General features: G+C 72.7%; 16 protein-coding genes. 6 read left to right on the forward strand and 10 right to left on the reverse strand.

Annotated features, from left to right (window positions below; all coding sequences use genetic code 11):
• The first annotated feature begins 618 nt into the window (after window positions 1–618).
• Window positions 619–1740 carry a S1 family peptidase gene (locus ACYVD5_RS08205; protein ID WP_461000329.1) on the forward strand — a complete coding sequence of 374 codons (1122 nt, stop codon included), beginning with the start codon at window positions 619–621 and terminating at the stop codon, window positions 1738–1740.
• Between the two features lie 273 nt (window positions 1741–2013).
• Here the strand turns inward: ACYVD5_RS08205 and ACYVD5_RS08210 are convergent, their stop codons facing one another.
• Together ACYVD5_RS08210 and ACYVD5_RS08215 are read right to left on the reverse strand one after the other, a co-directional pair.
• Window positions 2014–3174, reverse strand: a complete 1161-nt coding sequence (locus tag ACYVD5_RS08210) for a macrolide family glycosyltransferase (RefSeq protein WP_461000349.1) — start codon at window positions 3172–3174, stop codon at window positions 2014–2016.
• A gap of 369 nt (window positions 3175–3543) precedes the next feature.
• Complete coding sequence (locus ACYVD5_RS08215) at window positions 3544–4326, reverse strand: hypothetical protein (protein WP_461000350.1); 783 nt, start codon at window positions 4324–4326, stop codon at window positions 3544–3546.
• Window positions 4327–5324: 998 nt separating this feature from the next.
• Between ACYVD5_RS08215 and ACYVD5_RS08220 the strand changes: the two genes are divergently transcribed.
• From ACYVD5_RS08220 to ACYVD5_RS08230, 3 genes are all read left to right on the forward strand, one after another.
• The gene (locus tag ACYVD5_RS08220) at window positions 5325–5762 is read left to right on the forward strand and encodes a hypothetical protein (protein WP_461000330.1); all 438 of its coding nucleotides are present in this window, start codon (window positions 5325–5327) and stop codon (window positions 5760–5762) included.
• On the forward strand, window positions 5759–6085 hold the full coding sequence (locus ACYVD5_RS08225; protein ID WP_461000331.1) for a winged helix-turn-helix domain-containing protein: 327 nt from the start codon (window positions 5759–5761) through the stop codon (window positions 6083–6085). The genes ACYVD5_RS08220 and ACYVD5_RS08225 overlap by 4 nt, the downstream gene beginning before the upstream one ends.
• 245 nt (window positions 6086–6330) lie before the next feature.
• Window positions 6331–6963 carry a class I SAM-dependent methyltransferase gene (locus ACYVD5_RS08230; protein ID WP_461000332.1) on the forward strand — a complete coding sequence of 211 codons (633 nt, stop codon included), beginning with the start codon at window positions 6331–6333 and terminating at the stop codon, window positions 6961–6963.
• Between the two features lie 187 nt (window positions 6964–7150).
• On the opposite strand, the gene ACYVD5_RS08235 is transcribed toward ACYVD5_RS08230, so the two are convergent.
• From ACYVD5_RS08235 to ACYVD5_RS08260, 6 genes are all read right to left on the reverse strand, one after another.
• Complete coding sequence (locus ACYVD5_RS08235) at window positions 7151–8179, reverse strand: lysylphosphatidylglycerol synthase domain-containing protein (RefSeq protein WP_461000333.1); 1029 nt, start codon at window positions 8177–8179, stop codon at window positions 7151–7153.
• Window positions 8180–8728: 549 nt separating this feature from the next.
• A complete protein-coding gene (locus ACYVD5_RS08240; protein WP_461000334.1) occupies window positions 8729–9484 on the reverse strand; it encodes an aminoglycoside adenylyltransferase family protein in 756 nt (251 codons plus the stop codon).
• 187 nt (window positions 9485–9671) lie between these two features.
• Window positions 9672–10520 carry a class I SAM-dependent methyltransferase gene (locus ACYVD5_RS08245; RefSeq protein ID WP_461000335.1) on the reverse strand — a complete coding sequence of 283 codons (849 nt, stop codon included), beginning with the start codon at window positions 10518–10520 and terminating at the stop codon, window positions 9672–9674.
• Entirely contained in the window at window positions 10517–11728 is a 1212-nt protein-coding gene (locus tag ACYVD5_RS08250; RefSeq protein ID WP_461000336.1) for a glycosyltransferase family 4 protein, read from the reverse strand. Before ACYVD5_RS08250 ends, ACYVD5_RS08245 begins: the two co-directional genes overlap by 4 nt.
• A complete protein-coding gene (locus ACYVD5_RS08255) occupies window positions 11725–12123 on the reverse strand; it encodes a 6-pyruvoyl trahydropterin synthase family protein (protein ID WP_461000337.1) in 399 nt (132 codons plus the stop codon). Before ACYVD5_RS08255 ends, ACYVD5_RS08250 begins: the two co-directional genes overlap by 4 nt.
• A gap of 145 nt (window positions 12124–12268) precedes the next feature.
• Window positions 12269–13282: a zinc-dependent alcohol dehydrogenase gene (locus ACYVD5_RS08260; RefSeq protein ID WP_461000338.1), complete on the reverse strand. Its 1014-nt coding sequence runs from the start codon at window positions 13280–13282 to the stop codon at window positions 12269–12271.
• A gap of 349 nt (window positions 13283–13631) precedes the next feature.
• Here ACYVD5_RS08260 and ACYVD5_RS08265 point away from each other — a divergent pair, with 349 nt between their 5' ends.
• A complete protein-coding gene (locus tag ACYVD5_RS08265) occupies window positions 13632–14315 on the forward strand; it encodes a CDP-alcohol phosphatidyltransferase family protein (RefSeq protein ID WP_461000339.1) in 684 nt (227 codons plus the stop codon).
• A gap of 40 nt (window positions 14316–14355) precedes the next feature.
• Here ACYVD5_RS08265 and ACYVD5_RS08270 read toward each other — a convergent pair whose 3' ends face one another.
• Window positions 14356–14676, reverse strand: a complete 321-nt coding sequence (locus ACYVD5_RS08270; RefSeq protein ID WP_461000340.1) for a hypothetical protein — start codon at window positions 14674–14676, stop codon at window positions 14356–14358.
• A gap of 103 nt (window positions 14677–14779) precedes the next feature.
• Window positions 14780–16051: an MFS transporter gene (locus ACYVD5_RS08275; protein WP_461000341.1), complete on the reverse strand. Its 1272-nt coding sequence runs from the start codon at window positions 16049–16051 to the stop codon at window positions 14780–14782.
• A 161-nt stretch (window positions 16052–16212) separates the two neighbouring features.
• Here ACYVD5_RS08275 and ACYVD5_RS08280 point away from each other — a divergent pair, with 161 nt between their 5' ends.
• Window positions 16213–16794, forward strand: a complete 582-nt coding sequence (locus ACYVD5_RS08280) for a TetR/AcrR family transcriptional regulator (protein WP_461000342.1) — start codon at window positions 16213–16215, stop codon at window positions 16792–16794.
• Window positions 16795–17017 lie beyond the last annotated feature (223 nt).

Genomic DNA, 17017 nt, shown 5'->3' on the forward strand with positions numbered 1-17017 from the left:
CGGTCCCCCTCAGGATCGGTAGTCCGTCACAGGTACTCCTTTCCCGGATGGGCGCACGGATGCATACGGATGGGTAACCGCGCGGCCGCTCCCGCCTGCGCGAGCCCGGTGGCCAGCAGGTGACCAGGTGAACGAACGGCCGCGCCGGTCAATACACGACGTTCGGGCCGCGGGTGCCCGCCGCGTGGCCGAAGGGTCGCTGCTGTCAGCAACGATGGGCCATTAGGTGCCCGATCGTCTCGCGTATCAGACTCATGGCGCGCTTCTGTCTGATCAAGGTTCAGAAAAATGGCCGGATCCGGCCAACGTCAGCGCTTGGGAAGGCGTTCACGAGCGAGCCGGTAGGTGATTCGCGTCGGTGAAATCCGATGTCACAGCGCCCGGTTCGCCCGGGTGGGCTATCGCGCGGCCGGTCCCGGGGCTGGATCCCGCGCCAGGTTCCGCTGGGTACCGGGTCTGTTGCTTGCCGTGAAGTTCACTTATGGTTGCATCTCGTTCACCGAAAGCGCCGGTGAATGCGGTGGGAGGGCCCACAAGGCCCGTACCGCCGGGGATTGGTGCCCGGTCCGGCACCGGGCATAGCTGTCCTTTTCCACCCCCGCTCAAGGAGTAAGGCACGTGCGAAAATCCCCCCGATTCATGGCACTCGGCGGAGTCGTCCTGTCCGCAGGACTGATCGCCGCCGCAACCACCGCCGCGGCGGCAGAACCCGCTCCGACGGCGGCGCCCGGACAGATGACGGCAATGCAGCGCGACCTCGGGGTGTCCTCCGCCGAGGCCGGTCAGCTGCTCAAGCAGGAAAGACAGGCTCGTTCCCTGGAGGACCAGCTCCGTTCCGAACTCGGCTCGGATTTCGGCGGTGCCGTCTTCGACACCGAAGCCGGCGATCTCACCGTCTCGGTCACCGACCGGGCCGCGGTCAAGACCGTCAAGGCCGCCGGAGCGGAGGCCGAGGTGGTCACCTACGGCCAGCCGGCCCTCAACGACGTGGTCGCCGACCTCAACGACAGCGAGTCCGCGGCCGGCTCCGACGTGACCGGCTGGTACGCCGACATCGAAGCCGACACCGTGGTCATGACCGTCGCCAAGGGCGCGACCGCGGCAGGCAAGGAACTGGTCGCCGAGGCCGGAGTCCCCAAGGGCGCGGTGAAGGTCAAGGAAAGTGCCGAGCAGCCGAAGACCTTCGCCAACATCGTCGGCGGCAACGCCTACTACATCAACAACTCCGCGCGGTGCTCGGTCGGCTTCGCGGTCACCAGCGGATTCGTCAGCGCCGGCCACTGCGGCAACCGCGGTGCTTCGGCGTCCGGGGCCAACGGCGGCAGCGGGACCTTCGCGGGCTCGCAGTTCCCCGGCAGCGACATGAGCTATGTGCGGGCCACCAGCAACTGGACCCCGACCGCGCGGGTGAACGACTACTCCGGCGGCACGGTCTCGGTCAGCGGATCGAGCCAGGCCTCCATCGGCTCGTCGGTCTGCCGCTCCGGGTCGACCACCGGCTGGCACTGCGGCACCATCGAGGCCCGCAACCAGACCGTGCGCTACGCCGAGGGCACCGTCTACGGCCTCACCCGCACCAGCGTGTGCGCCGAGCCCGGCGACTCCGGCGGCTCGTTCATCAGCGGCAGCCAGGCCCAGGGCGTCACCTCCGGCGGGTCCGGCAACTGCTCGTGGGGCGGCACCACCTACTACCAGGAAGTCAACCCGATCCTGCAGCAGTGGAACCTGACGCTGGCCTGACCGGCCCGCACCCGTACCCCCGCACGAACGGGATGGGTTCTTACCGAAACCCGAATATGTAACCTGCCAGATTCCGACCCCGAGTTGGGCGGCCCCGGCGCACCTGCCTGCGCCGGGACCGCCCTCTACGCCGTTCGCGGGCTGCAGACCGTGCTCGCCGCCCATGGCGGTGACCGTGCGGAAATCCGGGTCCCGGCTCTGGAAACCGGGCGTTTCCGCTCGGTCGGTGCGGCGGGCCGGGTGGCCCGCCGGCCATCAGGACACTAAGCCGGGTTAGGCGGTTGCGGGGGGCTGCGGGAGTTCGGCCTCGACCAGGTCGGCGGCGTAAGGGGTACCGCTTGCCTGGAGGCGGGTGCTGATTTCCGTGAGGCGGTGGGCGGTTTCGGGGGCGGTGGTCAGTTCGAGCAGGGCCGACCGCAGGGTTTGGGCGGTGGCGTCGGCGGTGTCGATGCGGCGGGCCACGCCCAGTGCCTGCAGGCGGTCCGCGTTGTCGAACTGGTCGACGGCCTGGGGCACCGCGATCATCGGTGTGCCGGTGTACAGGCCTTCGGCGGCGCCGCCCATCCCGGCGTGGGTGAGGAACGCGTCGGCCTGGTGCAGGATGTTCAGTTGCGGCACCCAGGAGTGGACTTCGACGTTGTCCGGGATGCTCCCCAGGTCGGCGGGGTCGGTGTATTTGCCGATCTGCAGGACCACATGCCAGCCCGCCAGGCCGCCGAAGGCCTCCAGGCACCGGCGGTAGAAGTCGGGCTGGTTGGTATAGGCCGAGCCCAGCGAGATCAGCAGCACGTTCTCGGCATCGGCGGGCCGGGTCCAGGAGCCCTGGTCGGCGCGCTCGCCCAGGCAGGGGCCGACGAACGTGACCGTGTCGGCGACGGTGTCGGGTTCGGGCTGCATCTCGCGCGGGATCAGCGCCAGGCACCGGCTGGGCTGTCCGGAGAAGGCGAGGTTGTCGAGCTCGTGCACCCCGTTCTCGGCCAGCCAGGCGTCGAACTTTTCGAAGTGCCGGTCGGCGCCCGGCAGCGAGCGCAGCCACGGCATGATGCTGTCGCGGTAGCCGGCCCAGGCCACCATCGAGGGTGAGAGCTGCACGGCCGGGATGTCCCAGTTGATGCCCAGGACGCGGGCCGCGTAGCCGCCGATGTCGTACAGGAACAGGTCGGGGCGGTCGTTCTCGTAGGCGGCGCGGATGGCGGGCAGGTTGTTGACGGCCTCGTCGAGGAACATCTCCATGCCCTCGATCGGGTCGTCGGTCCACTCTTGGCCGCCGGTGGGGAAGGTGGTGGTGTAGGGGACCGGTTCGGCGCCGGTGTCGGCGATGATGTGGCCCAGCGAGGGGTCGTTGGCGTAGGTGACGCGGTGTCCGCGCCGCACGAGCTCGCGGATGAGTTCGAGGCTGGGCAGGGTGTGGCTGATGGCGGCGCTGCCGACCATGGCGATATGGGCACGACGGTGCACGGGTACTTCTCCGGATTCATGAGCTGCGGAAAGGGGCTGCGGGCAGAACCCAGCGGCACCGCGCCCCTGCCGGGGCGGGTGCTTCGCGCCGGGCGCGCCGGCAGCTAGCCGTAGATCTGGTGGAAGTACATGCCCGGAGGGTATCGGCCGCCTCCCGGAAAGCGCATGCGGTTTTCCGGCCCGCCGGGCCGACGGTGCCCCGGCGCTCCGCGGCGACACGAACCAGGGCCGGTGTTCTCATCGGGTGCTTCCATGACGCAGAGGACGCATGGACCGTCCAATGATCGGAGCGCCAAGTTCCTCGCGGCGCTGTGGAGGTGCAGGCCCGGCGGGGGCAGGCGAACACTAAGCCTCGTCGTTCCAGAACGCGCTGTGCGGCTCGTCGGGCTCGGAATCCTTTCCGCCGCCCTTGCCGGTCTTGGAACGGCGCGCCGCCGGTTTGGCGGACTCCTCGTCGGATGCCTGCTTGCGGCGGATGCGCCCGCGGGGAGCCGGGGCGTCCTCGCCGCCGGTCTTGGTTGATGCCGGCGCCTGCTTGGCCGCGGCGCCCGAGCCCGAGGCCGCGGGAGCCGCCCCCGCCGCAGAGCCGGAACCCTTTGCCGTGTCCGCGGCTCCTCCGGTGGCCGGTGTGGTCTTGATCGCGGAGGCGACGTTGCGCGGGGAGCCTCCGGCGTGGATGCTCAGCGCCTCGTCCTCGACGTCGAGCATCTTCTGCACGCTCTGCGGCACTGCGGGCAGGCGCTCGTTGCGGAAGTGTGCGCCCAGTACCTCCAGGGCGTGGTCGCACAGCAGGGGACGCACTACCGCGGGCCTGGCGCCGCTGAGTTCCTGCAGTTCTTGCAGCGGGAGTTCGCGCAGCAGCCGGATGATCGCGCGCATGCGCTCGCGCGTGCGGCGGTCGGCGATGGCCACCGACATCATCTCGGCCTCGGCAAGAGCGGGGGTGGGCTCGGTGCCGCCGGTCTCGGCCGCGCCTTCGCGTTCGGCGATGAACAGGCCGGTCAACTGGCGCGTCGAATCGCGTGCGGCGATGCGCAGCTCGGTCCTGCGGGCGTTGCGCGACTGCACCCAGGTGACAACAACGCTGGTCACCAGGCTGATGGCTGCGCCCGTTAGGACGAACAGCATGTCGTACACGGGGAGACCTCCGAGGGGGAAACGGGAAGCGGGCCGTTCCGCGGCCTCGCGTGACCCGTGAGCATTCGCGAACTGAGGGCGCATTGTCAAGTTCGTCCGGTCTCGTCCGGACTCGCGGGAAGTTTCCCCAGGCGGGGCCGCTGGAGTATCCGCGGGTGCTTTCCCTACCTGTCGGACGCGGTCGGCCGCGCCCGCCGGGCCGAGCGCGGTGATGCGCGGCCGTGGCCGGAACGAAAGCAGTGGGGGCTTGACACATCAGCCCATATGAATATGAACTGGCTGCCGCAACGCCATACCGCCACCTTGCCCAATGCTGCGGTCCCGCACCGGCCGGAGACAACGGCAGCAAGGCACTTGGACGGGCCGGCGCCGGCCGCCGATGAGGGGAGGGCGTGCCGCGCTCCGGTCTCGTGGCCGGCCCCGGACCCCCTCGGTCCGGGGCCGGCCATTACCGCGGTATTGCGGCTCGCCTACCGCTGCGGTTGTGCAGCCGTCCGCGGCGGATCGCGCCGAATCGCGGCTGGTAGTGCCGATGCAGCTCATGCGGCTCATGCGCCTGAGTTGCTGGTTGCTGCTGAGTTCGGTCGATTGCGGTCGGCCGCAGCGGACTGCAGTGGATTGCGGCCGTTCAGTGTTGCCTGTGGCGCCGGATGTGTGGCTCCGGGGCTTGCGGCGTCGGTGTCCGCCCGCTCCGGCCGCACAGCGTGTCTCCGCCCGGTCAGTGGTCGGCAGACGGCGGTGGCGGGCCCGCCGGCCGGGTCCGGGCTGCGCCGCCATGGACCGGCGTGTGCGGCGGGCCGCAGGGCGGCGCGTGCACCGCTCCTGGTGTTTCCCGGCGGTCGGAGTCCCCGGTCGCCGGCTGGTGCTTGCTGCCTGCTGGTTGCGCGTCCGGGGCGCGCGCGGCGAAATTCGCGGTGGAAAATACTTGCAAATATGGAAAGTGCTTGCCACCATGGATTCAAGGCCGCTCAATCCGATGTGGAGGTCCCATGGATTCCATACAGCGCGAAGAAGCCCTCGAAGCACTGGTAACCGCACAGGACATCACCTCGCGCGTGCGCAGCCGCAGCGGGTGGTACCACCGCTACGCGTTCGCCTTCGCGGGGATCGCCCTCTCCTTTCCTCTTGCGCTCGGGTTTGCGCCCTCCATCGTCACCGTGGCGATCGGCATGCCGATCATCCTCGCGGCCGTTTGCGCGCTGTCCGTCTATGCTTACCGCCAGCCCGTATCGCCGCATCGCTATGGCAGGTTGCACGTGGCGATGATCATCTCGTGGGGTGCGCTGCACACCGTCACGATGCTCGTGGGTACAACGCTCTTCCCCAACATGCTGTGGTGGTGGGTTGCCGGTGCGCTGCTGTGTGCCCTGCCGCCGCTGATCGCCGCGCTCTACGCCCGCGCCGCATTCCAGGAGCCCCGCGCATGAACCATCCCCGCTCCCAGCTCGACGACACGATCCACGCTCCGGTGCGTTTCTCGATCGCCGCGGCGCTGGCGGCGGCGGACCAGGCCGATTTCAAGTTCGTCCGCGACACGGTAGAAGTCAGCGACTCCGCTCTTTCCAAGCAGATATCCACCCTGGAGAACGCCGGGTACGTCCAGGTCCGCAAGGTGTTTGTCGGGCGGCGGCCGCGCACCTACCTGTCGTTGACCCCTGCGGGGCGCGAGGCGTTTGAACGCCATGTCCAAGCCCTGCGCGACATCGCCGCCGGTGCGGGGGTGCCCCGCTCCGGCGCCGAACTCCCCTGACCCCCGCACTCCTGCGCGGCGCGAACACCGGGCACCGCCACCACCCCGACCACCTGGACCGTTACCAACCCCCGAGACCGCCCCGGTCAGGGCCGCACCGCGCACTGCGGCACGGACTCTTCCCGGCCCTGGAAGCGACTCCGCGGCCGACTCTGCCACCGATTCCGCCAGCGGGTTCCGCCACCGGCTCCAGCGGCCGGAAATCGGATTGACCTCAACCATGCTTTACCTGGCAGAGTCGGTGCATGACCTTGATTCCCGAATCTGTTTTCGATACCGCTTATGCGAACAATGCCGCACCCTGGGTGATCGGTGAGCCCCAACCCGAGATCATGGCGCTGGAGCGCGACGGGTGGATCAGCGGCGCTGTACTCGACCCCGGCTGCGGAACGGGCGAGCACGCCATCTTCCTCGCGCGGCTCGGCTACAACGTACGAGGCATCGACTTCTCCGAGCGTGCCGTCAACCTGGCCCGCGCCAACGCCGCCGACAACGGGGTAGAGGTCGAGTTCGAGGTGGCTGATGCCCTCTCCCTGGCCGACCAGGGCCGCAGCTACGACACCGTGATCGACAGCGCCCTCTTCCACGTCTTCGAGGGCACCAATCGCACCGACTACGTCGCCTCCCTGCACGCGGCCTGCCGCCCCGGCGGCCTGGTGCACGTGCTCGCCCTCTCCGATGCCGAACCCGGAATCGGTCCGCGTATCAGCGACACCGCCATCCGCGAAGCGTTCGGCGCCGGCTGGGAACTGGAGGAACTGCGGGCGAGCCGTTACCGCTGCGTCGTCACCGGCGAAAGCGAGGCCGCGTACTTCAACCGCAAACCGGGCGAATCCGTCGACCAGGTCGCATGGTCGGCCCGTATCCGCCGCCTCTAGCAGCTGAGCCGGAGCCACCATCGGCCGGACCATCGCGACCTTATTAACCATTGCCTTGGGGTGGGGGTGGGGGTGGGGGTGGGGGTGGGGCCCCGGGGGGCGGCGGGTCATCTGTGGTGAATGGCGGCCTGTGTGCGAGTCGTGGCCCGCCGGCAGAGCGGTGACGGCGGCAGGGCGGCATCGGCGGTCAGGGCCGTCTTCGTTGGCAGGGTTTGGCAGGGCCCGACAGGCCGCCCGCCCCTGACTGAACTGCGCGCTCAGCCGCACGGTGGCCGCTCGCGACACGGCCGCTGGGCAGCAGCAGCGCCGCACCGGGCAGGCTCGCGACCAGTGCCAACACGCCGTAGACCACCGCCGCGCGCAGCCCCAACTCCGCGCCCAGACCCGCGGCGGCGAACCCGACCGCAGCCGCCGACTCGCGCGGACCCCAACCGCCCACGCCCAGCGGCAGCCCCATCGCCAGCAGCGCGAGCAGCAGAGGGGGAATCAGTTCGAGCGTCGGCGCTGCGGCGCCCGCCACCCGAGCGGCGACGACGAACAGCGTCAGGTGCCCGGCCAACGCCGCCACCGACAGCCCCGCCACGGCCGGCCACCGGTCGCGTCCCAGCAGCGCCGTCCGGGCTTCGCCCGCCCAGGCCGCCATCCGTTGGCGCCAGTGGCGGGTACGCCGGGACCGCAGCAGCCAGGCGGCCACCGCGCCACCCGCCGCCACGACCACGGCTCCTGCAACGGCCGCCGCCGCGCCCGACGGCAGCACCCGGTCCGCGGCGCCCACCAGCCCCGGCCGCGTGGCCAGCACCGCGGTGGCGACCACGATCAGCACAACCTGTCCGGCGGCGCGCTCCAGCACCACCGCGCGCACGGCGCGTCCCGCCGCGCCGCCGGGCTCGCAGGCGGCGCGGCGGCCGTGTACGAACGCGCGGTGCACGTCACCGAGCACACCCGCAGGCAGGACCGCGTTCAACAGCAGCGCGCGGTAATAGTCGGCGACCGCGCGCACCGGCCCCAACCGCAACCCGAGCCCCCGCGCAACCACCACCCAGCGCAGCGACGTGGCGACCGTGGTCGCCGCGCCGATACCCAGCGCGGCAAGCAGCGCGGGCGCGTCGATCATCGCAATCCCGCGCAGGAAGGGTTCGGCGCCCAGCGTCCGCGCCAGCAGCACCAGCACGGCCACGCCCAGCAGTACGCGCAGCCAGGGCCATAACGCACGCATCAGCTTTCCTTCCCCCAGCGAGGAGACCGGCGCCGCGATCGGCGACCCGCCCGGACCGCGGGCGGCGGTCCCAGGGGTGGTATCCGTATCCGCGCCTTGTCCCCTGTCCTACCCCGCCGGGATCGCCGGTCCTAGGGCGCGTTTGGTGGGTCCGTCCGTAGCGAGCGGCGCACTCGCGTGTGCCCCGCGCCCGATGCGCGAAGCGCCGTTGCGGCGCGGGGCACTGAGCTAGGAACGCCCCTACTCGGCGGGCTTCGCCATTTTCGCCGAGCGGGGGACCGTGCCGCTCTCGCACGGCCGAGGAGGGAGTATCCCCTACTGTGCGGGCTCCGCAAGCTCCGCAGAATCGCACAGCGGGGGCCCAGCGGGGGCCCAGCGGGGGCCCAGCGGGGGCCCGGTGGGGCCCAGGTGGGCCCCTTTCGACCGTCCCTAACGGGCGGCTTCGCCATTGTGCCCGTCAAGGGGAGCGGTGCTGGGGCGCCGCGCAGTAGGGCAGCGACCCACCAAACACGCCCTAGCACTGTGCACTGTGCCCGCGCCGGGTACCGGTCAGGGCGCGAGCCGGTGGATGGTGCCGGTGACGTACTCCGCATACGGGCGCAGGCGCGGCAGCAGATCGTCCCAGTACTCCGCCCGGTCACCGAGGTAGACGGCTCGGGCGCGTTCCAGCACCGGCCGGTGCTCCTCGGGGAGGCGGGCCAGGGCCCATTGCGCCGAGGTGTCCTTCGACCCGATGCTGCCGGTGGCCAGCGTTGCCCAGATTCGGGCCAGGGTCAGCACCACATTCCGCGTGTCCGATTCGAGCTCGCCCAGCAGTTCCGGGATACCGGCGGTCAGAGCGCTAACGAGGTCGTCTTGTGGCACCGGGTCGAACACCTCGGTCGGCGGCGGGCCTGCAAGGGCGGTGTTGCCCTCCCGCGCCATCGTGACCAGCACCGCGAGGTCGGGGTCGGGGCCGGGCTCGGGAATCCGGCCCTGCTCGAACTCTGCCCGCAACCATTCGCCGTACTGGTACTCGCAGCGCGGCGGATAGCGCCAGGGCCGCACATCGGACTCGACCGCGATGGTCAGCTCGACCGCGCGCAGCGCCGCGCCGGGCTCGGGCGGGGCGGAGATGGCGAGCAGCTTCCCGGTGAGGTCGCGCCGTTGGTCGGAGGTCAGGCGCCTGCGGGCAAGTACGAGCACATCGATGTCGCTATAGGGGTGCAGCCCGGCAAACACGGCCGATCCGTGCAGATAGGCGCCGAGCAGGTCCGCGCCGAGGACCTCGCTCACCCTCCGTACGACCTCGTGCTCCTGCTGCATCAGCGGCTCTCGGCTCCCTGCATGTCGGGGCGGGACGGGGGTCGGCAAGTTCCGGATTCTGCCACAGGCACCCCCGGCGAGCCGAAGAAATTACCGGCGGGGTCGGCAATACCGCGCCGGACAGCAGTGGCCCACCGACAGCGGTCCGGACGCGCAGCTCGCCGCCCGGCCCGCTTCCGGCCGTCTGCTAACGCGCGCCCCGCATCGGCACCGCCAGCAGATCGCGGTGGTCCACCCGCACCCGCAGCCGCCCCGCTGAGCACTGCGCCAAGCGTTCCTGCAGGTAGCCGGCAGCGCCTACCGCCAGGCCGGGGCGCTGTTCGACCGCAGCGGCGACCCATCCGCGCAGCCACTCGGCCGCCAGCGGTGCCCCGCCCGGGCCCAGCCGCCACGGGCTCGGACGCTCGTGCACATGTGCGCCGCCCCGGTTGAACACCGCGGCGGTGGCGGCGGTCGCGTCCGGCCCCAGCAGGCGCTGGGCGGCGGGGCCGCGGCGCTGGTGCGCGTTGAACGCGGCGGCGATCGCGTCGTCGAGCGGGTGGGCCGGCTCCAGCTGCACACGGCCCGCCACCGTGAGCGCCAGCAGTGCCGGGCACCCGGCCGCCGTGCAGGCCCGGGCCAGCGCCGCCGCCTGCTCGGCGGTCAGCAGGTCCAGCAGCGCCGAGGCGGTAACCAGCGAAGCACCAGCGAGGCCGGTGCCGCCGACCCGGGTGAGGTCGCCCGGGCGCAACTGGGCGGTGACGGGTGCGCCGTCGGCGGAGCGGGCGGGCAGGCCTGCATGGGCGCGGGCGAGCAGCGCGGGGTCGCGGTCGTGCAGAACCCAGTGCTGGCGCCCATTGAGCCGCGGCGCGAGCCAGCGCCCCATCGCACCGGTTCCGCAGCCGAGGTCGTGCACGATCAGCGTGCCGGCGGCGGGGCGGGTCTCCAGCGCGGCCCGCAGCGGTTCGAGCAGCTGCGTGGCGCGGGCGGCCGCGTCGGCGGGTTCGCGCAGCGCCAGCCACTCCGGTGCGAACGCGGCGGGCTCGGTGCCGCTCACCGCAGGTCCCGATCCGGGTGGTCCGGCTCCACCGGTGCGGGCTGCGGGGCCGTCCCTGCGCTGCGGATGGGTACCGGCCCCTGCGGCTGCCGTGCCCCCGGGCCTTGTTCCTGCTGCAAGCGCTGCAGCACGGCGTCCATGTCCGCCGCGGCAGCCGGCCACGGCCGCAGTTCCGATCTGCGGCGCCGCGCCGCGGTGCGCAGGTGTTCGCGTTGCGCGGGCGTTGTCAGCCAGCCGCGCAGCGCCGCCGCGAGTGCCTGCGGGTCATCGGCGGGCACCACGATCCCCGGAGCGCTGCCGTCCGGCAGCGTGCCCACGGTTTCCGGCAGCGCGCCCGCGTCCGACACCAGGACCGGAATGCCGCGCGCCAGCGCCTCTGCGGCCACCATGCCGTAGGTCTCGGCGCGGGAAGGCAGCACCAGCAGGTCGGCGCGGGAGTACGCAGCCGCGAGTTCCGCGCCGGCGAGCGGCCCCGCCAGGCGCACCCGGTCGGCGATGCCGCACCGGTCCAGGGCGCGCCGCAGCTCGGCGACGTATGCGGGGGCGCGGTGCAGCGGGCCGGCGCACTCGCACGTCCAGGCCAGGTCGGCGACCCCGGCCAGCGCCCCCGCCAGCAGGTCGTGGCCCTTGCGCGGTGTCACGGCGGCGACGCACAGCAGGCGGGTGCCGCCGCCGGCGCGCGCGCTCGGCAGCGCCGGATCGGTCCCCGGCTCCACGGTGTACATCCGTTCGCGGTCCAGACCGTGGTGGTCGGCGAGCCGCCGCGCCGCCCACCGGCTCGTGGTGATGACCGCTGCGGCGGCGCGCAGGGTCGCCCGTTCGCGTGCGTCGAGTCCGGCCGCCGCCTGCGGGGCGAGCCCGGTCTCGTCGGCGAGTGGCAGGTGGACGAGTACGGCGAGGCGCAGGCGGCGGGCGTGCGGCACGGCGATCTCGGGGGCGCCGCAGACCACCAGCCCGTCGGCGAGCACGAGGGCGCCGTCCGGCAGCGCCGCCAGCGACTCCGCCAAGCTGGTGCGGGCGGCGGTGTCCGGGTACGGCCACGTGCCGGGCGCGGTGATCTCTGCGACGGGCCGGCCCGCCGCGGCGAGGCCGTCGCACAGCCGGCGGTCGTAGGTGTTGCCTCCGCTGGGTGCGGCGGTGTCGTCGACCCCGCCGGGCAGCACCGCGTGCACGGCCTCCGGGGCGGTGCCTCCTGCCCCGCCGGTCACAGCGGGCGCTCGAAGGCGGCCCAGGCGGCGTGGGACTCGTGCAGTGTGACCGCGATCCGTTCCAAGCCGCGGGCGTCCGCGCCGAGCCCGCCCGCGGCGATGCGGTCGGCGAGCCGGTCGGCGACCACCTTGGCCAGAAACTCGGTGGTGGTGTTGGTGCCGCTGAAGGCGGGTTCGTCGTCGAGGTTGCGGTAGTTCAGCCCGCTGAGCACCGTGCCCAGTTCGCGGGAGGCCAGGCCGATATCGACGACGGTGTTGTCGGGCCCGAGCGCGGAGCGGAAGAAGGCCGCGTCGACGGTGAACGTCGCCCCGTGCAGGTTCTGCGCCGGCCCGAATGCTTCGCCGCGGAAACTGTGGGCGATCATGATGTGGTCGCGGACGGTGACACTGAACATCGCAGGCCCCCAGTGTGCTGATCGTGCCGATCGATGGTGCCGGGCCACCCGGCGTACCGATGTGCCGTGCGGTAACCCCCGGATTTTAAAGCTGGGCCGGGCGTTGCTCCATGGCCATCGGCGCCCCGTTCCGGCGGTGTGCGCCTCATCCGCGGCCGTCCGCGGTGTGCCCGCCGGTGTGCCCTGCAGCGGGGTAGACGATGCGGTGGCACAGCGCGGGAAGTTCGCCGGACACCAGCCGCGGCAGCACGTCGGGGAGTTCGCCGAACGTGCTCTCCCCGGTGATCAGCGCGTCGAATCTGTTGTCAGCGAGCAGGCGCAGTGCCAGCTCCATCCGTTCGGCGCGGCCGCGCCTGCCCTGCACCGCGGGCGAGACGGTCCCCACCTGGCTGGCGCGCACGGTCAGCCGGTGCGAGTGGAACCGTTCGCCCAGCGGCAGGCTGACGGGACGGTCCCCGTACCAGCTCAGCTCGACGACGGTGCCCTCGGGCGCCAGCAGTTCCAGCGACCGGGCGAGTCCGGCCTCGCTCGCGCTCGCGTGCACCACGATGTCGCAGTCCGCTGCGGCCTGCCCGGGGGCGGCAAAACCGGCGCCGAGCGCCGCGGCGGTCGCGGCGCGGCCGGGCACCGTGTCGACGAGTTGCACGCGCGTGCCGGGCAGCCCGGCGAGCACTGCGGCGACCGCGCAGCCCACCATCCCGCCGCCCACGACCGCGATCCGGTCGCCGACCAGCGGCGCGGCGTCCCAGGCCGCGTTGACGGCGGTCTCCAACACACCCGCCAGCACAGCGCGCTGGGCGGGTACGTCGGCGGGTACCGGGGTGACCGCCTCGGCGGGGACCACGTAGCGGGTCTGGTGCGGGTAGAGGCAGAACACGGTGCGGCCGAGCAGGTGCGGCGGCCCTTCTTCGACGCGGCCGACATTGAGGTAGCCGTACTTCACCGGCCCGGGAAAACCGCCTTCTTGGAACGGGGCCCGCATCGCGGCGTACTGGCTCTGGGGTACGCGGCCGCGGAAGACCAGGGCTTCGGTGCCGCGGCTGACGGCCGAGTAGCGGGTGCGCACGACCACCTCGCCCGGTCCGGGGCGAGCGGGCTTCACCGGCCGGATCTCGCCGGTTCCGGGTTCGCGGATCCAGAAAGCAAATGCGTCGGGCAAACTCCCTCCCGTCCTGCGGGCCGGCTGCGGACGATGCTCGGTACGATACCCGGTACGTGGCGGGCCGGCTTGGCGCGCCGGCGGCGGTGGGAGCCGGGGCCGGAGCGGGGAAAGGCCGGAGCGGGGGTAGGCCGGGCATATGGCGCGGGCCGCGGGGCGGGTTCCGCGCATGGGGGGTGCGGTGCGACCTGGAATCGGTACCGGAGGGCAGTGCGGGATCGCCGGTCCCGCGGGCGCCGACCGGGCGGGCGCCGCTGCAGGCGCGGCCGGGCAAGAGCGCGGCCCGATCGGTCGGCCGCCGGCGGGAGCCGCGCCCGGGCGGCCGTGGCTCGCCCAGACGCTTGCGGCGTTGGCGGCGGTTGCGCTGCTGGCGGTCCTCAGTGCGGCCGCCGGTCTGGGTGCGGCGGGGTGGCCGGCCGGGGTCGCCTGTATCGCGGGCACCTGGATCGCGTATACCGCGGCGCAGCGGCGCAGGCGTGCGCCGCCGGCGGGCCCGGCCGACGCGGTGACACTGGTGCGCGCCGGACTGACCGCGGGTGTTGCGGCGCTGGTGGGTCAAGGTCTCGCCGGGCCGGGGCCTGCGCCGAGCGCGCTCCTCGCCGCTCTCGCCGCGGTCGCGCTGGCCCTCGATGCGGTGGACGGCGCAGTGGCCCGGCGCACGGGCACGGAATCGGCGCTGGGTGCGCGGTTCGACATGGAAGTGGACGCGCTGCTTATTCTGGTGCTCAGCGTGCACGTGGCCGTTTCCGTGCTGGGCTGGTGGGTGCTGGCGATCGGTGCCATGCGCTACGTATTCGCCGCCGCGGGCAGGGCGGTTCCGCGGTTGCGCGGCGAGCTGCCGCCGTCTCGCGCGCGCAAGGCGGTGGCCGCGCTGCAGGGGGCGGTCTTGGCCGCCGCAGCCTCGGGGCTGCTGCCGCCGAGCGCGGCGGCGGCCGCGACCGGGTTCGCGCTGGCGCTGCTGGTGTGGTCGTTCGGCCGCGACACCGCCGGACTGCTGCGCCGGCGGGGGAGCCCGGCGGCCCGGACCGGGTGAGCCCTGGTCCGCGGCGGTCGCGGGCTGGCGCGGGTCCTGGTCAGCGCCGCTGCCCGGCGGGCCCGGCGCCGCCGTTGCGGCCGCGGTCGCCGTGTGTGCCGGTGCGGTCTTCGCCGGTTCCCGCGGTGGGGTCCTCCAGCTCGGAGCGGGCCTCATTGGCGCCGCTGCGCCCACCCCCACCGCCCCGCCCGTTCCGGTCGCCGCGGTCGGCCGGTACCGATGTCGTGACGCCGGTGCCGGTGGCTTTGCGGCCTTGAGCGCGGGCCTGCTTGGGGCTCAGTGCCTCGTCGTCCTCGCGTAGCACGGGTGCGAACTCGCGGTCGCGGGGCTTCTCGGGTTCGTGGCCGAGTTGCTCCGACACGGTTCTCACCTTCCTCCACCTGCCTGTGGACGAATCCGCTGCTTATCCGCTGCGGATTCGCGCGGCCACTACCCGGGATCCGGCGCGCAATGCGCCGCCCGGTTCATCGGGCGCCGGGCGCCGGTGCCGTGTCCGGGACCGGATCCCCGCCCGGGTCCCCGCCGTTCGGCTGGTCCTGCTCGCGGCCCGGCCGTCCGGACCGTTCCGGCGGGCGGTTGCGGCGGCGCGGGGCGAGCGCAGCGCCGGCCACAGCCACCGCAGCGGCGGCGGCGAACGAGGCCGCCGTACCGAAGGCGTCGCTGAGCAGGCCGATCAGCGGCGAGCCGGCGGCCTGCCCGGCGGCCAGCAGCAGGAACGCGGCACCGACCCCGGACGCGGGAGCCGCGGCGTAGGTGGCGGCGCCCCACAGCAGCAGCATCCCTGTCAGCGCGATGTAGACGGCACCGAAGAGTCCGCCTGCGATGTAGATGCCGGGCGCGTTCCCCGCGGCGAGCACCAGCCCGCCGGTCGCCGCGGCGAGCACGAACATGCCGCCGATCCACGCCCTGCCCAGCCCTGCGCGGGCGGAGATGTCGCCGGTGAGCACGCCCAGCAGGCCGGCGGCGCCGAGGATGATCCACATGACCGTGGAGGCGAACGAGCCGGCGCCTTGGGCGACGACCACATCGCGGCCGAACGTCCATACGGCGGAGCTGGCCACCCCCATGACAACGGCGGCGCAGAGCAGCCGGACCGCGCCGGGCGGCAGCCACGGCGATCGGGCAGCGGTGCCGGTGGCGCTCGCCGCCGGCGCCCCGGAGCGGTCGGCGCCGCTGCCGCCCTCCCGACGGTGCGCAGGAATCACCAGGGCGGTCCACACTGCCGCGGCCGCCGAGGCGCAGGAGAACGCCGCCCACGCCAGCCGCCAGTCGTCGGCGAAGAGCAGGGCGACGGGGCCGGAGACCATGACCCCGAGCCCCGTGCCGGCGTTGACGACGGACTGCACGCGGTCGGCGTGCGAGGCCGCGACCCAGCGCGCCACAGCGGCGGCCAGCGGCGGCGACACCGCGCCGCTGCTGACGCCCGCAAGCAGCACACCGGTGGTGAGGACCGCGGGATGGCCGGCGGCGGCTACCAGCGCCGTGCCCGCGGTGGCCGCCGCTCCCGCCGACACGGCGACCGCGCGCGGTCCGAAGAGCGGTGTTGCGGCGGATGCTGCGACCACCGCCGCGCAGTAGGCCGCGTACCCGGCGGAGGCGATGGCGCCCGCCGCGGCGGCACTGAGCCCGAATTCGGCGCTGAACACCGGTACGAACAGCCCGTAGGCGAACCGCGCGAGCCCGTAGCAGACCGCGATGAGCGAGATCCCGGCTGCGGCCAGTCTGGCCGCGGGCACGGCGCTTCCCGCCCGCGCTGCCCCCTGCGCGACCGCGGCGCGATCGCCGCCGCTTCTGCAGTGCCCGGCCATGATGACCCCCCTAGGTATACCGATCGGTTTACACGCAGCATGGGAGATGAACGGGCATGAGTCAACCCACCGGTGGGTATAGTCGGGGCATGCTGGAACGAGCGGAGATGGCACCGGCCGGACAGCGGATCCTCGATGCAGCAGGTGGACTCTTCTACCGCCAAGGCATCAACGCGGTCGGCGTGGCCCTGATCGCCGATACCGCTGGTGTGACCAAGAAGACCCTCTACGACCGCTTCGGCTCAAAGGACGAGCTGGTGGCGCAGTACCTGCGGCAGCGCCACGCGACCTGGTGGGCCCACCTCGAAGAACGCCTGGCCGCGGCACCGCCGCCCCGCGCACTTGCGTTGATCGACGCCTACCTCTCCCACCCCGCGCTGGAGGTCACCCGCGGCTGCGCGTTCATCAACGCCGCCGCCGAGCTTCCGCCCGACCACGCCGGCTGGCTGGTCATCCGCGAACACAAGAGAGCCGTCCGCGCACGCCTCGCCGAACTGATCGGCGCCGACACCCCGAACGCCGATGCCGACGAGCTGGCCGAACACGTCTTCCTGCTGCTTGAGGGCGCCATCTCGCACATCGGCATCGACGAGGGCGACACCCGGGTCCAACGCGCCCGCGCTTTAGCCGCCGGCCTGCTGAGCGAGAGCGCGGAGGAGGGCACCGCGTAGCCGCTGTCCGGGTGCGTCGGCCGGTCCTGCCTTTGGCGCCTACTGCGTATGCGAGTTGGAGGGGCGATGATTTCCGTATCCGCGCCTGCCTGGCCAGTAGTGGGATATATGGTCGATTCCAGGGCGAAGGACCTCAAAGTTCGCCCCGCGCTGCCGAAGATTAGCCTCGGGCTTTCACGGCGGGCGTGACCGCAGACCCCTCTGGACATGCGAAAGGTGCTTC

Source organism: Streptomonospora sediminis (assembly GCF_054778995.1).

Coding starts and splice junctions, on each gene's coding strand:
- ACYVD5_RS08210 (WP_461000349.1), bottom strand. CDS start 3,174: ATGGTCGGCAGCGCCGCCATCAGCCACACCCTGCCCAGCCTCGAACTC.
- ACYVD5_RS08215 (WP_461000350.1), bottom strand. CDS start 4,326: ATGCTGTTCGTCCTAACGGGCGCAGCCATCAGCCTGGTGACCAGCGTT.
- ACYVD5_RS08220 (WP_461000330.1), top strand. CDS start 5,325: ATGGATTCCATACAGCGCGAAGAAGCCCTCGAAGCACTGGTAACCGCA.
- ACYVD5_RS08225 (WP_461000331.1), top strand. CDS start 5,759: ATGAACCATCCCCGCTCCCAGCTCGACGACACGATCCACGCTCCGGTG.
- ACYVD5_RS08230 (WP_461000332.1), top strand. CDS start 6,331: ATGACCTTGATTCCCGAATCTGTTTTCGATACCGCTTATGCGAACAAT.
- ACYVD5_RS08235 (WP_461000333.1), bottom strand. CDS start 8,179: ATGCGTGCGTTATGGCCCTGGCTGCGCGTACTGCTGGGCGTGGCCGTG.
- ACYVD5_RS08240 (WP_461000334.1), bottom strand. CDS start 9,484: ATGCAGCAGGAGCACGAGGTCGTACGGAGGGTGAGCGAGGTCCTCGGC.
- ACYVD5_RS08255 (WP_461000337.1), bottom strand. CDS start 12,123: ATGTTCAGTGTCACCGTCCGCGACCACATCATGATCGCCCACAGTTTC.
- ACYVD5_RS08280 (WP_461000342.1), top strand. CDS start 16,213: ATGCTGGAACGAGCGGAGATGGCACCGGCCGGACAGCGGATCCTCGAT.